The organism is Pseudomonas solani, from assembly GCF_026072635.1.
Taxonomy (GTDB): domain Bacteria; phylum Pseudomonadota; class Gammaproteobacteria; order Pseudomonadales; family Pseudomonadaceae; genus Metapseudomonas; species Metapseudomonas solani.
This window is the reverse complement of record NZ_AP023081.1, coordinates 3,553,654-3,566,601: the sequence shown is the minus strand read 5'-3', so window position 1 is coordinate 3,566,601 and position 12,948 is coordinate 3,553,654. Positions and strand designations below refer to the sequence as shown.

Here is a 12,948-nt window from a genome sequence, read left to right as displayed (position 1 = left end):
GGGCCTGGGCGTTTTTCGAAGCGTTGTATTAACGCTTGGAGTACTGCGGACGCTTACGCGCTTTACGCAGACCGACCTTCTTACGCTCGACTTCGCGGGCATCGCGAGTCACGTAGCCGGCTTTACGCAGCGGGCTGCGCAGGGCTTCGTCGTAGTTGATCAGGGCACGGGTGATACCGTGACGGATCGCACCAGCCTGACCGCTGACACCACCACCGAGAACGGTGACGTAGATGTCGAACTTCTCGACGGTCTCGGTCAGCTCCAGCGGCTGACGCACGACCATGCGAGCGGTCTCACGGCCAAAGAACTGATCCAGGCTGCGGTTGTTGATGGAAATCTTGCCAGTACCCGGACGCAGGAAAACGCGTGCGGTTGCAGTCTTACGACGGCCAGTGCCGTAGTTTTGAGTCGCCGACATAATGAACTATCCCGTTAAATCTTCAGTTCTTGGGGCTGCTGAGCGGTGTGCGGGTGAGCAGAACCCTTGTACACCTTCAGCTTGCGATACATGTCGCGACCCAGCGGGTTCTTCGGCAGCATGCCTTTGACCGCGGTCTCGATCACGCGCTCAGGGGCCTTGGCAATCAGCTTCTCGAAGTTGATTTCCTTGATGCCGCCCGGGAAGCCGGAGTGCGAGTAGTACATCTTGTCGGTAGTCTTGGCACCGGTCACACGTACCTGCTCGGCGTTGATAACGACGATGTAGTCGCCGGTATCAACGTGCGGGGTGTATTCCGGCTTGTGCTTGCCGCGCAGACGGCTAGCAATTTCGGTGGCCAGACGACCCAGGGTCTGACCGGCAGCGTCGACGACATACCAGTCGCGCTTAACAGTTTCCGGTTTTGCAGTAAAAGTCTTCATTCGCTATAGCCTCAGGGGCCGCCCTGAAAATAAGACGGCGGATCTTACTGAATAGTGCTCGCCCTGGCAACACAGGGCAGCCGGAAACAGACGCTATCGGGGGCTCGGGTCAGCGCGTCCGCACACGGCAAGGGGTTTCGGCGGGCTAGGCATCCCCACCTTCTTTCTTCGCGAGCTAGGCATCCCCGCAAAGAAAGCCGCGGAATTATGCCGATTGCACAGAAAATTTCAACCTGATTTGATAGCAATCTTTGCCAATAGAGGAACGTTGCATGGAATTCCGCCAGCTCGGCAACACCGATATCAAGGTCAGCAGCCTGTGCCTGGGCACCATGACCTGGGGCGAACAGAACAGCGAAGCCGAAGCGTTCGCCCAGATCGAACGAGCCAAAGCATTCGGCATCAACTTCATGGATACCGCCGAGATGTACCCGGTCCCGCCCCGTGCCGAGACCTATGCCGCAACCGAAACCATCATCGGCAACTGGTTCGCCAAGCACGGTGATCGTGCCGACTGGGTGCTCGCTAGCAAGGTGGCGGGCCCCGGCAACGGCATCACCCACATCCGCGGCGGCAATCTCAAGCACAACCGCCAGCACATCACCGCCGCCCTGGATTCCAGCCTCAAGCGCCTGCAGACCGACTGGATCGACCTGTACCAGCTGCATTGGCCCGAACGCAGCACCAACTTCTTCGGCCAGTTGGGCTACCAGCACCGCGAGGAGGACTCCACCCCGCTGCAGGAAACCCTGGAAGTGCTAGGCGAACAGGTGAAGGCCGGCAAGATCCGCCAGATCGGCCTGTCCAACGAAACCCCATGGGGCACGATGAAATTCCTGCAGTTGGCCGATCAGCTGGGGCTCCCTCGCGCCGCGTCCATCCAGAACCCCTACAACCTGCTCAACCGCAGCTTCGAGGTGGGCCTGGCGGAAGTGGCGATCCGTGAGCGTTGCGGCCTCCTGGCCTACTCACCCCTGGCATTCGGCATGCTGTCCGGCAAGTACGAGAACGGTGCGCGCCCAGCCAACGCCCGGATCAGCCTGTTCAGCCGCTTCGCCCGCTATACAAACCCGCAAGCCCAGGCGGCCTGTTCACGCTATGTGGCGCTGGCCCGCGAGCACGGCCTGGACCCGGCACAAATGGCGCTGGCCTTCGTCACCGCCCAGCCCTTCGTCACCAGCAACATCATCGGCGCGACCAACCTGGAACAGTTGGAAAGCAACCTGGCCAGCAGCGCCCTGACCCTTTCCGACGCCGTTCTGGAAGGCATCGCCGAAATCCATCGGGCCCAGCCGAACCCCGCCCCGTAAATGGAAAAGCCCGGCACTCGCCGGGCTTCCCTTCACCGCATCCGCTTACAGCGAGCGGGCAATGATCTCTTTCATGATTTCGTTGGTGCCGGCGTAGATGCGCTGCACACGGGCGTCCGCCCAGGCGCGCGCCACTGGGTATTCCCACATGAAGCCGTAGCCACCGTGCAGCTGCACGCACTCGTCGAGCACCTTGCACTGCAGGTCGGTGCCCCAGTACTTGAGCATCGCCGCAGTGGGTACATCCAGCTTGCGCTGCAGGTGCAACTCCAGGCAGCGGTCGACGAAGACCCGGCCGATCTGGATCTCGGTGGCCATCTCGGCCAACTTGAAGCGGGTGTTCTGGAACTCGGCGATGGCTTTGCCGAAGGCCTTGCGATCGCGGGTGTAGTCGAGGGTCCACTTCAGCGCCGCCTCGGCCGACGCCAGCGCGCCGATCCCGACGGTCAGGCGTTCCTGAGGCAGCTCCTGCATCAGGTAGGCGAAGCCCATGCCGGCCTGGCCCAGCAGGTTTTCCTTGGGCACCCGCACATCCTGGAAGAACAGCTCGGAGGTGTCCTGGGCCTTCATGCCCACCTTCTCCAGGCGCTTGCCCTTGGAGAAGCCCGGCGTGCCAGCCTCCACCAGGAACAGGCTGGTGCCCTTGGCGCCGGCCTTGGGGTCGGTCTTGGCGACCACGATCACCAGGTCAGCCAGGTAGCCGTTGGTGATGAAGGTCTTCGAGCCATTGATGACGTATTCATCACCGTCCAGCACCGCGGTGGTCTTCACGCCCTGCAGGTCGGAGCCAGCGCCCGGCTCGGTCATGGCAATGGCGGTCACCAGCTCGCCGGTCACCATGCGCGGCAGGTATTTCTGCTTCAGCTCTTCGGAGCCGTAATGGAGCACATAGGGCGCGACGATGTCCGAATGCAGCGAGAAGCCGATGCCGGTCAGCCCCAGGCGACCGATCTCCTCGATCACCACGGTGCTGTAGAGGAAGTCGGCGCCCATGCCGCCGTACTCCTCGGGGATGTGCGAGCAGAGCATGCCGGCCTCCCCTGCCTTGCTCCACAGGGCGCGATCGATGTAGCCGTCCTTCTCCCATTGATGATGGAAAGGCACCGCCTCCTGTTCGAGGAACTTGCGCACGCTGTCGCGGAAGAGTTCGTGATCGGAGCTGAACAGGGTTCTGGGGATCATGCGGTCACCTTGATGGATGCGTCTGGGGTCGGGGTTCGAAGGCCACAGACTGTAGGACAGTCGTACCAGACGCACACTGGACAGTTGCGACAAAAAATAAGACGATCCAGCCGGCTAATGACCGCTTTCCCCTAATAAGAACAAGACCATGACCAACCAGCAGTCCCCCACCCTAAGACGGGTGAGTATCCTCGCCACCGAAGGTGTCTTCGCTTCCACCCTGATGCAGGCCAAGGATTTCTTCCATATGGCCAGCCTCCGCTACAGCAAGCTTCAGGGCCTCGGCCTCAAGCCCGCATTCGAAATCCACCTGGTCAGCCCGGATGGCCTGCCGGTGCGCAGCTTCAGCGATGTGATCATGCCGGTCGACGGCGCGCTGGACGAAGCCGACATCATCATCCTGCCGGCCTTCTGGGATGACTTCGACGCCCTTTGCGAGCGCCACCCCCAGGTCCTGCAATGGCTGCGCGAGCGTCACGCCGCCGGCAGCTCCATCTGCGGCGAGGCCACCGGGGTGTTCTGGATGGCCCAGGCCGGGCTGCTGGATGGCAAGGAAGCAACCACCTACTGGCGCTTCTTCCGCGAGTTCGGCGAGCGCTTCCCCAAGGTGCTGCTGAACCAGGAAAAGCACCTCTCGGACGCCGACAATCTCTACTGCGCCGGCGGCGTCACCTCTGCCTGCGACCTGTACATCTACCTGATCGAACGCTTCTGCGGCGCCAGCATCGCTCAGGCAGTCTCCCGGGACATCCTCTATGAAGTGCAACGCAGCTACGCCCCGGGGCGCATCGGGTTCGGCGGGCAGAAGCTGCACCAGGACGTAACCATCCTGCAGATCCAGCACTGGCTCGAAGAGCACTTCGCCGACAAGTTCCGCTTCGAGGACGTCGCCCGCGACCACGGCATGAGCATCCGCAACTTCATGCGCCGCTTCCAGGCCGCCACCGGTGACAAGCCGCTGCACTACCTGCAACGGTTACGCATCGAAACAGCCAAGGGCCTCCTGTCGGCTACCCGCAAGAGCATCAAGACCATCAGCTACGAAGTGGGTTACGACGACGCCAGCTTCTTCGCCCGACTGTTTCGCCAGCACACCAATCTTTCCCCCAACCAGTACCGCAGGCAGTTCCAGCACAAAGGCGAGTAAAGCCGCCATCCCAAGGATGGGTTGGCCGGCAGCGACAGCGACTTATGATCCGGGCATGGTCCCCATTGGGGTGTCCGAACCTTTTCCGTCAGCGGTACGGCGGATGAAGAACAACAATAAAAGGTACTCAACCATGCGCCGTTACCTGCTTGCCCTGCTGGCTGCCGCCAGCTTCACAGCCGTCGCAGACGACTGGAAACCCTTCCCCTACGACCAGGCCGCCTACGACTACTCCGGTGACAAGCTGCGCCAGGCCTGGCCCCAGCTGACCCGCGGCTTCGGCCCCGACTATCCCTTCCCCGATGCCGACTGGGTGGTGACCATGGCCACCCAGAACCCCAAGGCGCTGGAGATGACCGTTACCGGCAACACCGGCTTCACCGGCAAGCCCGAAGAAGCCGAAGCCTATGCAGCCCGGCTGCAAGACGTGTGGCGCCTGATGTTCAAGGGGGATTTCGCCGAGGCCAAGAAGCAGGGCCTGGCCCTGGGCGTCGGCGGCCAGGTGCCGGCGATGTTCGCCCAGGTGATCTACGCGATGTTCCTCGCCCCCAACCAAGAGGAGAAACACCGCCTGCTGGAGGAAGTGATCAAGTACACCGACGAGGCCGGCGAGTTGGTCCAGGCCGACACCGTGGCCCAGTTCGGCCGCGTGTACGCCAAGGCGCGCCTCGGCGAGGAGCTGTCGGTACCGGTGGTACTCAAGCGCGGCTACACCAGCCAGATTCCCGAGGAACTGGACGCCCTGCTGCAGAAGCAACCGCGCCAGCCCTTCGCCCTCGCCCTCTACGGCGGCTACGAAGCCGGCGTGATCCGCAAGGTCGGCAAACTGGTGGGCAAAATGACCTACGGGGTCAGCTCGGACAAGATGGAGCAGTACTTCACCCGCTCCTTCAGCGCCAAGGACGACCTGCCCATCGGCCACTACGAGTACGCCAACGCCCTGGTCTACGTCTACGGCGAGGATGAAGAGCAGAAGGTCCTGGACCACCTGAAAAAGGCCGTGGCGATCAAGCCGATCAACGCCATGGAAGCGCTGGAAGTCGCCCACGCCCAGGCGTTGCTGAAGCAGTATGAGAAGGAAGTGGCGCAGCGCTAAAGCTGGAAGCCAAGATAGCGTGCGGGCCGACGAACTCGGCCCGCATTGCTTTTTCTTCAGGCTAAAAGCTTCAGGCTTCCAGCTTTTTCATTAGGGCTTATGCGGCCGCGAGAGGAATTCGTGGGACTGCATCTCCAGCAGGCGGCTGAGGGTGCGCTGGAACTCGAAGGTCAGGCGACCGCCGGTGTACAGGTCCTTCAGCTCCACCTCGGCAGAGATGATGAGCTTGACGTTGCGGTCGTAGAACTCGTCCACCAGGTTGATGAAGCGTCGCGCCATGTCGTCCTTCGCCACGCCCATCTGCTCGACGTTGGCCAGGATCACCGCGTGGAAGATCTTGCCCAGCTCGATGTAGTCGTTCTGGCTACGCGGGCCGTCGCAGAGTTCGCGGAACTCGAACCAGGCAACGTCCTCGCATACGCGGACCGCGCGGATCTCGCGATTCTCGATCATCAGCGCTTCGTTTTCCTGGGCCTGGGTGCAATCCGGCAGCAGGCTCTTGAAGCTGGTCTTCAGGCTGGCCTCGGCCTCGTCGCCCAGGGGCCAGTGGAACAGTTCGGCCTGCTCCAGGGCGCGTAGACGGTAGTCCACGCCACTGTCGACGTTGACGACATCGGTGTACTGCTTGACCAGGGCGATGGCCGGCAGGAAGCGCGCACGCTGCAAGCCGTCCTTGTAGAGGCCGTCCGGCACGATGTTGGACGTCGCCACCAGGCTCACACCGTTCTTGAACAGCTCGTCCAGCAGGGTGGCGAGGATCATCGCGTCGGTGATGTCGGAGACGAAGAACTCGTCGAAGCAGATCACCCGCGCCTCGTCGGCGAAACGCTTGCCGATGATGGTCAGCGGGTTCTTCTCACCCTTGAGGGTTTTCATCTCCTCATGCACGCGCTTCATGAAGCGGTGGAAGTGGGTGCGCATCTTCTCCTTGAACGGCAAGGCGTCGAAGAAGGTGTCGACCAGGTAGGTCTTGCCACGACCGACGCCGCCCCAGAAATACAGGCCCTTGACCGGCCCCTGGCGCTTCTTGGCGAACAGGCCGCCGAACAAGCCGGTTTTGCTCTGGCCATCGGCGATCAGATCGTCGTACAGGCGCTGCAGATGGCGGACGGCAGTTTCCTGCGCGGCGTCGTGGAAGAAGTCCGGCCGCTTGAGATCGGCCTGGTAACGCTCGAGGGGGGTCATGATCGGTAGCAAGGCAACGAAAAACGGGGTCGTCACTTTAGCGACGCCCCCGTTTCTTGGCAATCGGCCAGCAGCGCCGGCCGTAAGAAAGCGCCTCAGTCCTGGGGCGCAAGTGCCTCACGCAGACGCTGAACGGCAGCATCACGGGCATCGGCATCGGTGAACTCACCGCCCTGCCCCACGGCCTCGCCATCGAGCCACAGGCCATAGCTGGAGCCGTCGCTGCGGATATCCAGGGCGCTGCCATCCTGCAGGCGCTTGGTCACCAGGCCCGAGGACTTGCCATCCGCGAACGAACGGGACAGCAGCAGTTGCTCGCCATCAGCAGCCAGCAGGCGGAAGCGGAAGCTGCCGTCCTCTTCGCGGAAGCTGACGAAGCGCGCACTCTTGGCCGCCTTCTTCTTGCCGGCATCGGCGCTCTGCACATTGCTGCGGAAGGACCGCAGGCCGACCGCCTCACGCAGCTCGTTGAGGAAAGGCGTCGCGGTCTTGCGTGCCTTGGCGGCACCGGAGAGGAGGATGTCTTCCAGATCGGCCGGGCGCTCGATCAGCGCGTGATAACGCTCGCGGGCTTCGCCCAGCTCGTTGTCCAGCAGCTGGAACAGGCGCTGCTTGGCTTCGCCCCAGGCCAGGCCGTCGAGCAGCTCGGCCCGGAAGGCCGCCAGCTGCGCCGGCGTGGAGAAGGCCTGGTAGAGGGTGTAGAGGTGGGAACTGTCCGGGTCCTTCGGCTCGCCGGGCGCGCGCGAGTCGGTGACGATGCGGGCGATGGCGTCCTTCAGCTGCTTGGCGCTGCCGAACAGCGGAATGGTGTTGTCGTAGCTCTTGGACATCTTGCGACCGTCCAGGCCGGGAAGCGTCGCCACTTCCTCTTCGATCACCGCCTCCGGCAGGGTGAACAGCTCGCGACCGGCACCGAACAGGTGGTTGAAGCGCTGGCCGATGTCACGGGCCATCTCCACGTGCTGGATCTGGTCACGGCCCACCGGGACCTTGTGGGCGTTGAACATCAGGATGTCCGCGGCCATCAGTACCGGGTAACTGAACAGCCCCATGGTGACGCCGGCATCCGGGTCTTCACCGTTCTCGACGTTCTTGTCCACCGAAGCCTTGTAGGCATGGGCGCGGTTGAGCAGGCCCTTGCCGGCGACACAGGTCAGCAGCCAGGTCAGCTCGGGGATCTCGGGGATATCCGACTGGCGATAGAAGGTCGCCTTGTCCACATCCAGGCCGCAGGCCAGCCAGGTGGCGGCGATCTCGAGGCGCGAGCGCTGGATGCGTGCCGGGTCGTCGCACTTGATCAGCGCGTGATAGTCCGCGAGGAAGTAGAAGGAATCGACGTCGGCGTCACGGCTGGCAACGATGGCGGGACGGATGGCGCCAGCGTAGTTGCCGAGGTGCGGAGTGCCGGTGGTGGTGATGCCGGTGAGAATGCGAGTGGTCATGGATAATCGCTTGTCGGACTGCAGTCGGGGTCAGAGGCGCGGCAGGACCAGATCCTTGAGATCGGTCAGCTTGCCGTGAAAGAAGTGCCCGCATTCTGCCACTTTCAGCAGCTCATGGGGGCGTTGCAGGGAGGCAGACCAGCCATACACGGCCTGAGGCTCGACCACCTCGTCGGTGTCGGGCTGGATCACCGTCATCTCGCCGCGCTCAGGCAGCGGAGTGGCGTCGGTCAGGCGCATGACCGCCGGCGCCACCATGAACAGGCGAGGCACTTCGATGGCCTGGTGCTCCAGACGGCCCGCCAGGCTTGCCGCAACGAAACCACCGAAGGAGAAACCGAACAGGGTCAGCGCCAGTTCCGGACGCTGGGAGCGGAACCAGTGGGCAGCGGCTTCGGCATCATCCACCTCGCCGGTGTTCATATCATGGCTGCCGGCACTGGCGCCGACACCGCGGTAATTGAAGCGCAGGGTGCTGTATCCGGCATCGCGAGCGGTGCGCTGCAGGGTAGAGACCACCTTGTTGAGCATGGTGCCGCCCTGGATCGGGTTCGGATGGCAGATCAGCGCCAGCCCCTTGGCATCGGGCAGGTCGAGGTGAAGTGCTTCCAGCTGGCCACTTGGCCCCTGGAGCAGAATGGGATTTTCACGATTGGACAACGGGAACTCCGTGACCCCGGACCGGGTCGACTCGTCTTGGTTAAGCACCACAGGGCTTGCGTCGCGGTATACAGCGCGGATTCGAGCCGTTAACGTAATGCAAAGCTGCTTATAGAGGAAGGACTCGTGGAACAGTCGCTCACGGCCTGGTTGTTGCCAGCACTCGCCCTGCTCGCCGGTATCGGCATCGGTTTTCTGGTCGCCCGACTGCTGCCCGGCACCGCGCCGAATCGCACGCAGCGTCAACTGGATGACCTGCAGGCACGCTTCGATACCTATCAAAGTGAAGTGGTCACCCATTTCAACACCACTGCCAACCTGGTGAAGAAGCTCACCCAGAGCTACCAGGACGTGCAGGAACACCTGTCCGACGGCGCCAGCCGGCTAGCCTTGGACGAACTGACCCGCCAGCGCCTGCTCGCCGCCTTGCACACGGACGACGCCCCCGGCCCGCGCGAGCGCCTGACCCCGCCGCGCAGCCACGAGGCGCCGAAGGACTATGCACCCAAGTCCACCGACGGCCCGGGCACCCTGGACGAAAACTTCGGGCTCAAGGGCAAGTACTGAGCACTGGATGAGTCAACGAAGAGCCCCGCCTAGGCGGGGCTTTTTCATGCCGGGAAACGTCCCGGGTCCACGTCAGGCCCAACGCCGGGCCAAAAAAAGCCCCGCATCAGCGGGGCTTTTTCATCAGCGATGCGATCAGATCGCGCCGCGGCTGCGCAGCAGGTCGAGCACGGCCTTGACGCCCTCTTCCACCGACTGGCTCTGGGTGTCGATCACCAGATCGGCATTCAGCGGCACGTCGTAGGGGAAGGATTCACCGGGGATGTTGTCCTGGTCGGCCGCGTACAGCCCTTGCGGGTCACGCTCGCGGCAGATCTGCGGGGACGCCTGGACGTATACGGTGATCAGGCGATCGTTGCCGATCAGCACCTTGGCCTGCTCGCGGCCTTCCGCATCCGGCGCCACGAAGGCCGCCAGGGTCAGCAGGCCGGCTTCGTTGAACTGACGCGCCACGTGGGCGGCACGGCGCCAGTTCTCGGTGCGCCCGGCGCGGTCCTGCGGCAGGCCCTTGTTCAGATCATGACGCAGGTTCTGGCCATCGAGGACGTAGACCGCACGGCCCATGTCGAACAGCTTGCGCTCCACGGCATAGGCCAGGGTGCTCTTGCCGGCACCGGAGAGGCCGCTGAACAGCACGGTGGCCGGCTTCTGGCCAAAGCGTGCAGCACGCTCCTCGGTGGAAACGTGGGCGGACTCACCATGCACGCCCTGGCCGCCAGCGGCAACCGGTGCGGCGATGATCATGCCGGCGCCGACGGTGCCGTTAGTGAGGCGGTCGATAACGATGAAGGCACCGGTGGTGCGGTTGCTTTCATAGCCGTCGAGGGCGATGGGTGCGTCCAGGCTGATCTTGACCTTGGCGATCTCGTTCAATTGCAGGTCGCTGCCGGCCCCCTCTTCGAGGGTGTTCACGTCCACCTTGTGGGCGATGCTGGCGATGGAGCCCGGCACGTAGCTGGTGGCGCGCTTGATGTCGTATTTCTTGCCCGGCAGCATCGGCTCCTCGGACATCCACACCAGCATGGCGTCGAAGCCGTCGGTGACCTGCGGGCGGTTGTCGGCATGCACCAGCATGTCGCCGCGGGAAACGTCGATTTCATCTTCCAGGGTCAGGGTGATGGCCTGGCCGGGGCCGGCCTGCTCCAGCTCGCCCTCGAAGGTGACGATGGACTTGACCTTGCTGCCCTTGCCCGACGGCAGCACGACGACTTCATCGCCCTTGTGCACGACGCCGCTGGCGAGGGTGCCGGCGAAGCCACGGAAGTTCAGGTTGGGGCGGTTGACGTACTGCACCGGGAAGCGCATGTCGGCGAAATTGCGGTCGCCGGCGACCTCGACGGTCTCGAGGATCTCCATCAGCGACTGGCCGGTGTACCAGGGCGAACGCTCGCTCTTGTTCACCACGTTGTCGCCCTTCAGCGCCGACATCGGCACGAAGTGGATGGATGTCGGGTTGAGCTTGATGCGCTCGGCGAACTGCAGGTAGTCGGCCTTGATCGACTCGAACACGCCTTGGTCGAAGTCCTTCAGGTCCATCTTGTTAATGGCGACGACGATGTGCTTGATGCCCAGCAGGGAAGCGATGTAGCTGTGGCGGCGGGTCTGGGTCTGCACGCCGTAGCGGGCGTCGACCAGGATGATCGCCAGGTCGCAGGTGGAGGCACCAGTGGCCATGTTGCGCGTGTACTGCTCATGGCCAGGGGTGTCGGCGATGATGAATTTGCGCTTGGCGGTGGAGAAGTAGCGGTAGGCGACATCGATGGTGATGCCCTGCTCGCGCTCGGCCTGCAGGCCATCCACCAGCAGCGCCAGGTCCACTTCGTCACCGGTGGTGCCGACCTTCTTGGAATCGCGGGTGATGGCTTCCAGATGGTCTTCGTAGATCATCTTGGAGTCGTGCAGCAGGCGCCCGATCAGGGTGCTCTTGCCGTCGTCGACGTTGCCACAGGTGAGGAAGCGCAGGAGTTCCTTGCGCTCGTGCTGGGCCAGGTAAGCGAGGATGTCCTGGCTGATCAGATCGGATTGATGGCTCATTGCGTTCTCCGAGCTGGAAGCTTGAAGCCAGAAGCTTGAAGCCTACAGCGAGCGAATAATCAGTCTTGGCGTATAACGCGAATCAGGCTGGACAACATGGCTGCGATCTCCTGGGTTTCCCGTATAGAGGCTCTTGCGAACATCTTCGGCACGAAGCCGACTTCCTGGCCTATATACAGCTGAGTCCTCAGCTCCGCGCAGGAGCCTTTGGCAATCAGCAGGAACCTGACTCTCTCGCGACTACCTTCCCGGCTCATGCCCTCGGCAATATTGCTCGGTATCGAAAGCCCCGCACGAGTGATCTGGTCCCGGAATCCCCAGTCCTCCAGATTGCGCAACTGTCGGTAGAGCTCTACCGAGAGTCGCGCAGCCCTTTTCCATACATCCAGCTTCTCGAAATTCATGCAGCACTCCCTGCTGCTACAGCTTCAAGCTTCCGGCTCTCAGCTTTCGGCTAGAAGTACCCCTGCCGCTTTTTCTCTTCCATCGAACCGGCGCCGTCATGGTCGATGACGCGGCCCTGGCGTTCGGACGTTCGGGTCAGGAGCATTTCCTGGATGATGTCGGTGAGGCTGGTGGCCTCCGACTCGACCGCGCCGGTCAGCGGGTAGCAACCGAGGGTGCGGAAACGCACCATGCGCTTCTCGATGCGGGCCTTCTCTTCGTCCGAGAGGTGCTCGAGGATGCGGTCGTCGTCGATCATGATCAGCGTGCCGTTTTTCTCGATGACTTCGCGCTCGGCGGCGAAGTACAGCGGGACGATCGGGATCTGCTCCAGATAGATGTATTGCCAGATGTCCAGCTCGGTCCAGTTGGACAGCGGGAAGACGCGGATCGACTCGCCCTTCTTCACCTTGCCGTTGTAGACGTTCCACAGTTCGGGGCGCTGGTTCTTCGGGTCCCAGCGATGCTTGCTGTCGCGGAAGGAGTAGACGCGCTCCTTGGCGCGGGACTTCTCTTCGTCGCGGCGGGCACCACCGAAGGCAGCATCGAAGCCGTACTTGTCCAGGGCCTGCTTGAGCCCCTCGGTCTTCATGATGTCGGTGTGCTTGGCACTGCCGTGGGTGAAGGGGTTGATGCCCTGGGCCTTGCCCTCGGGGTTCACGTGGGTGATCAGCTCGAGGCCCAGATCGGCGACCATCTTGTCGCGGAACCGGTACATCTCCTGGAACTTCCACTGAGTGTCGACATGCATCACCGGGAACGGCAGCTTGCCCGGGAAGAAGGCCTTGCGCGCCAGGTGCAGCATGACGGCGGAGTCTTTGCCGATGGAATACAGCATCACCGGGTTATCGAATTCGGCGGCCACCTCACGAATGATGTGGATACTTTCCGCCTCCAGCTGTTTCAGGTGCGTCAGTTTGTCGAGCATGGCTACTCACGGATTTCTTATCTGATACAACGGCCTTCGGGCCGTGGACGAGCGCGCACTCTAGCACAGCGCATTCTTCTATTCAGGGG

At 62.8% G+C, this 12,948-nt stretch carries 13 protein-coding genes; 4 read left to right on the top strand and 9 right to left on the bottom strand.

The window, feature by feature from the left end:
• Positions 1–28: 28 nt before the first annotated feature.
• Together rpsI and rplM are read right to left on the bottom strand one after the other, a co-directional pair.
• Entirely contained in the window at positions 29–421 is a 393-nt protein-coding gene (gene rpsI / locus PSm6_RS16220) for a 30S ribosomal protein S9 (protein ID WP_021217865.1), read from the bottom strand.
• Between the two features lie 14 nt (positions 422–435).
• Entirely contained in the window at positions 436–864 is a 429-nt protein-coding gene (gene rplM / locus PSm6_RS16215; protein WP_021217864.1) for a 50S ribosomal protein L13, read from the bottom strand.
• A gap of 272 nt (positions 865–1,136) precedes the next feature.
• Here rplM and PSm6_RS16210 point away from each other — a divergent pair, with 272 nt between their 5' ends.
• Positions 1,137–2,174, top strand: coding sequence for an NADP(H)-dependent aldo-keto reductase (locus PSm6_RS16210; protein ID WP_043241445.1), 1,038 nt, complete (start codon positions 1,137–1,139; stop codon positions 2,172–2,174).
• A gap of 45 nt (positions 2,175–2,219) precedes the next feature.
• Here the strand turns inward: PSm6_RS16210 and PSm6_RS16205 are convergent, their stop codons facing one another.
• Entirely contained in the window at positions 2,220–3,356 is a 1,137-nt protein-coding gene (locus tag PSm6_RS16205; protein ID WP_043241448.1) for an acyl-CoA dehydrogenase family protein, read from the bottom strand.
• Between the two features lie 247 nt (positions 3,357–3,603).
• Here PSm6_RS16205 and PSm6_RS16200 point away from each other — a divergent pair, with 247 nt between their 5' ends.
• Together PSm6_RS16200 and PSm6_RS16195 are read left to right on the top strand one after the other, a co-directional pair.
• Positions 3,604–4,503, top strand: a complete 900-nt coding sequence (locus tag PSm6_RS16200; RefSeq protein ID WP_169708358.1) for a GlxA family transcriptional regulator — start codon at positions 3,604–3,606, stop codon at positions 4,501–4,503.
• 133 nt (positions 4,504–4,636) lie between these two features.
• Positions 4,637–5,599 carry a hypothetical protein gene (locus PSm6_RS16195; protein ID WP_021217860.1) on the top strand — a complete coding sequence of 321 codons (963 nt, stop codon included), beginning with the start codon at positions 4,637–4,639 and terminating at the stop codon, positions 5,597–5,599.
• Between the two features lie 90 nt (positions 5,600–5,689).
• On the opposite strand, the gene zapE is transcribed toward PSm6_RS16195, so the two are convergent.
• From zapE to PSm6_RS16180, 3 genes are all read right to left on the bottom strand, one after another.
• On the bottom strand, positions 5,690–6,784 hold the full coding sequence (gene zapE / locus PSm6_RS16190; protein ID WP_021217859.1) for a cell division protein ZapE: 1,095 nt from the start codon (positions 6,782–6,784) through the stop codon (positions 5,690–5,692).
• A gap of 95 nt (positions 6,785–6,879) precedes the next feature.
• Positions 6,880–8,226: a tryptophan--tRNA ligase gene (locus tag PSm6_RS16185; RefSeq protein ID WP_021217858.1), complete on the bottom strand. Its 1,347-nt coding sequence runs from the start codon at positions 8,224–8,226 to the stop codon at positions 6,880–6,882.
• A 30-nt stretch (positions 8,227–8,256) separates the two neighbouring features.
• Positions 8,257–8,886: an alpha/beta hydrolase gene (locus PSm6_RS16180; RefSeq protein ID WP_021217857.1), complete on the bottom strand. Its 630-nt coding sequence runs from the start codon at positions 8,884–8,886 to the stop codon at positions 8,257–8,259.
• 126 nt (positions 8,887–9,012) lie between these two features.
• On the opposite strand from PSm6_RS16180, the gene PSm6_RS16175 reads away from it, so the two are divergent.
• Positions 9,013–9,453 carry a Z-ring associated ZapG family protein gene (locus PSm6_RS16175; protein WP_021217856.1) on the top strand — a complete coding sequence of 147 codons (441 nt, stop codon included), beginning with the start codon at positions 9,013–9,015 and terminating at the stop codon, positions 9,451–9,453.
• A 135-nt stretch (positions 9,454–9,588) separates the two neighbouring features.
• Here the strand turns inward: PSm6_RS16175 and cysN are convergent, their stop codons facing one another.
• The 3 genes from cysN to cysD are packed head-to-tail and all read right to left on the bottom strand — an operon-like array spanning position 9,589 to position 12,859.
• A complete protein-coding gene (gene cysN / locus PSm6_RS16170; RefSeq protein WP_021217855.1) occupies positions 9,589–11,487 on the bottom strand; it encodes a sulfate adenylyltransferase subunit CysN in 1,899 nt (632 codons plus the stop codon).
• 59 nt (positions 11,488–11,546) lie between these two features.
• Positions 11,547–11,891, bottom strand: a complete 345-nt coding sequence (locus PSm6_RS16165; RefSeq protein ID WP_043241457.1) for a four helix bundle protein — start codon at positions 11,889–11,891, stop codon at positions 11,547–11,549.
• Between the two features lie 50 nt (positions 11,892–11,941).
• Positions 11,942–12,859: a sulfate adenylyltransferase subunit CysD gene (gene cysD / locus PSm6_RS16160; RefSeq protein WP_021217853.1), complete on the bottom strand. Its 918-nt coding sequence runs from the start codon at positions 12,857–12,859 to the stop codon at positions 11,942–11,944.
• Positions 12,860–12,948: the final 89 nt, after the last annotated feature.

Coding starts and splice junctions, on each gene's coding strand:
- cysD (WP_021217853.1), bottom strand. CDS start 12,859: ATGCTCGACAAACTGACGCACCTGAAACAGCTGGAGGCGGAAAGTATC.
- zapE (WP_021217859.1), bottom strand. CDS start 6,784: ATGACCCCCCTCGAGCGTTACCAGGCCGATCTCAAGCGGCCGGACTTC.
- PSm6_RS16205 (WP_043241448.1), bottom strand. CDS start 3,356: ATGATCCCCAGAACCCTGTTCAGCTCCGATCACGAACTCTTCCGCGAC.
- PSm6_RS16185 (WP_021217858.1), bottom strand. CDS start 8,226: ATGACCACTCGCATTCTCACCGGCATCACCACCACCGGCACTCCGCAC.
- PSm6_RS16165 (WP_043241457.1), bottom strand. CDS start 11,891: ATGAATTTCGAGAAGCTGGATGTATGGAAAAGGGCTGCGCGACTCTCG.
- rpsI (WP_021217865.1), bottom strand. CDS start 421: ATGTCGGCGACTCAAAACTACGGCACTGGCCGTCGTAAGACTGCAACC.
- rplM (WP_021217864.1), bottom strand. CDS start 864: ATGAAGACTTTTACTGCAAAACCGGAAACTGTTAAGCGCGACTGGTAT.
- PSm6_RS16200 (WP_169708358.1), top strand. CDS start 3,604: ATGGCCAGCCTCCGCTACAGCAAGCTTCAGGGCCTCGGCCTCAAGCCC.
- PSm6_RS16195 (WP_021217860.1), top strand. CDS start 4,637: ATGCGCCGTTACCTGCTTGCCCTGCTGGCTGCCGCCAGCTTCACAGCC.
- cysN (WP_021217855.1), bottom strand. CDS start 11,487: ATGAGCCATCAATCCGATCTGATCAGCCAGGACATCCTCGCTTACCTG.
- PSm6_RS16210 (WP_043241445.1), top strand. CDS start 1,137: ATGGAATTCCGCCAGCTCGGCAACACCGATATCAAGGTCAGCAGCCTG.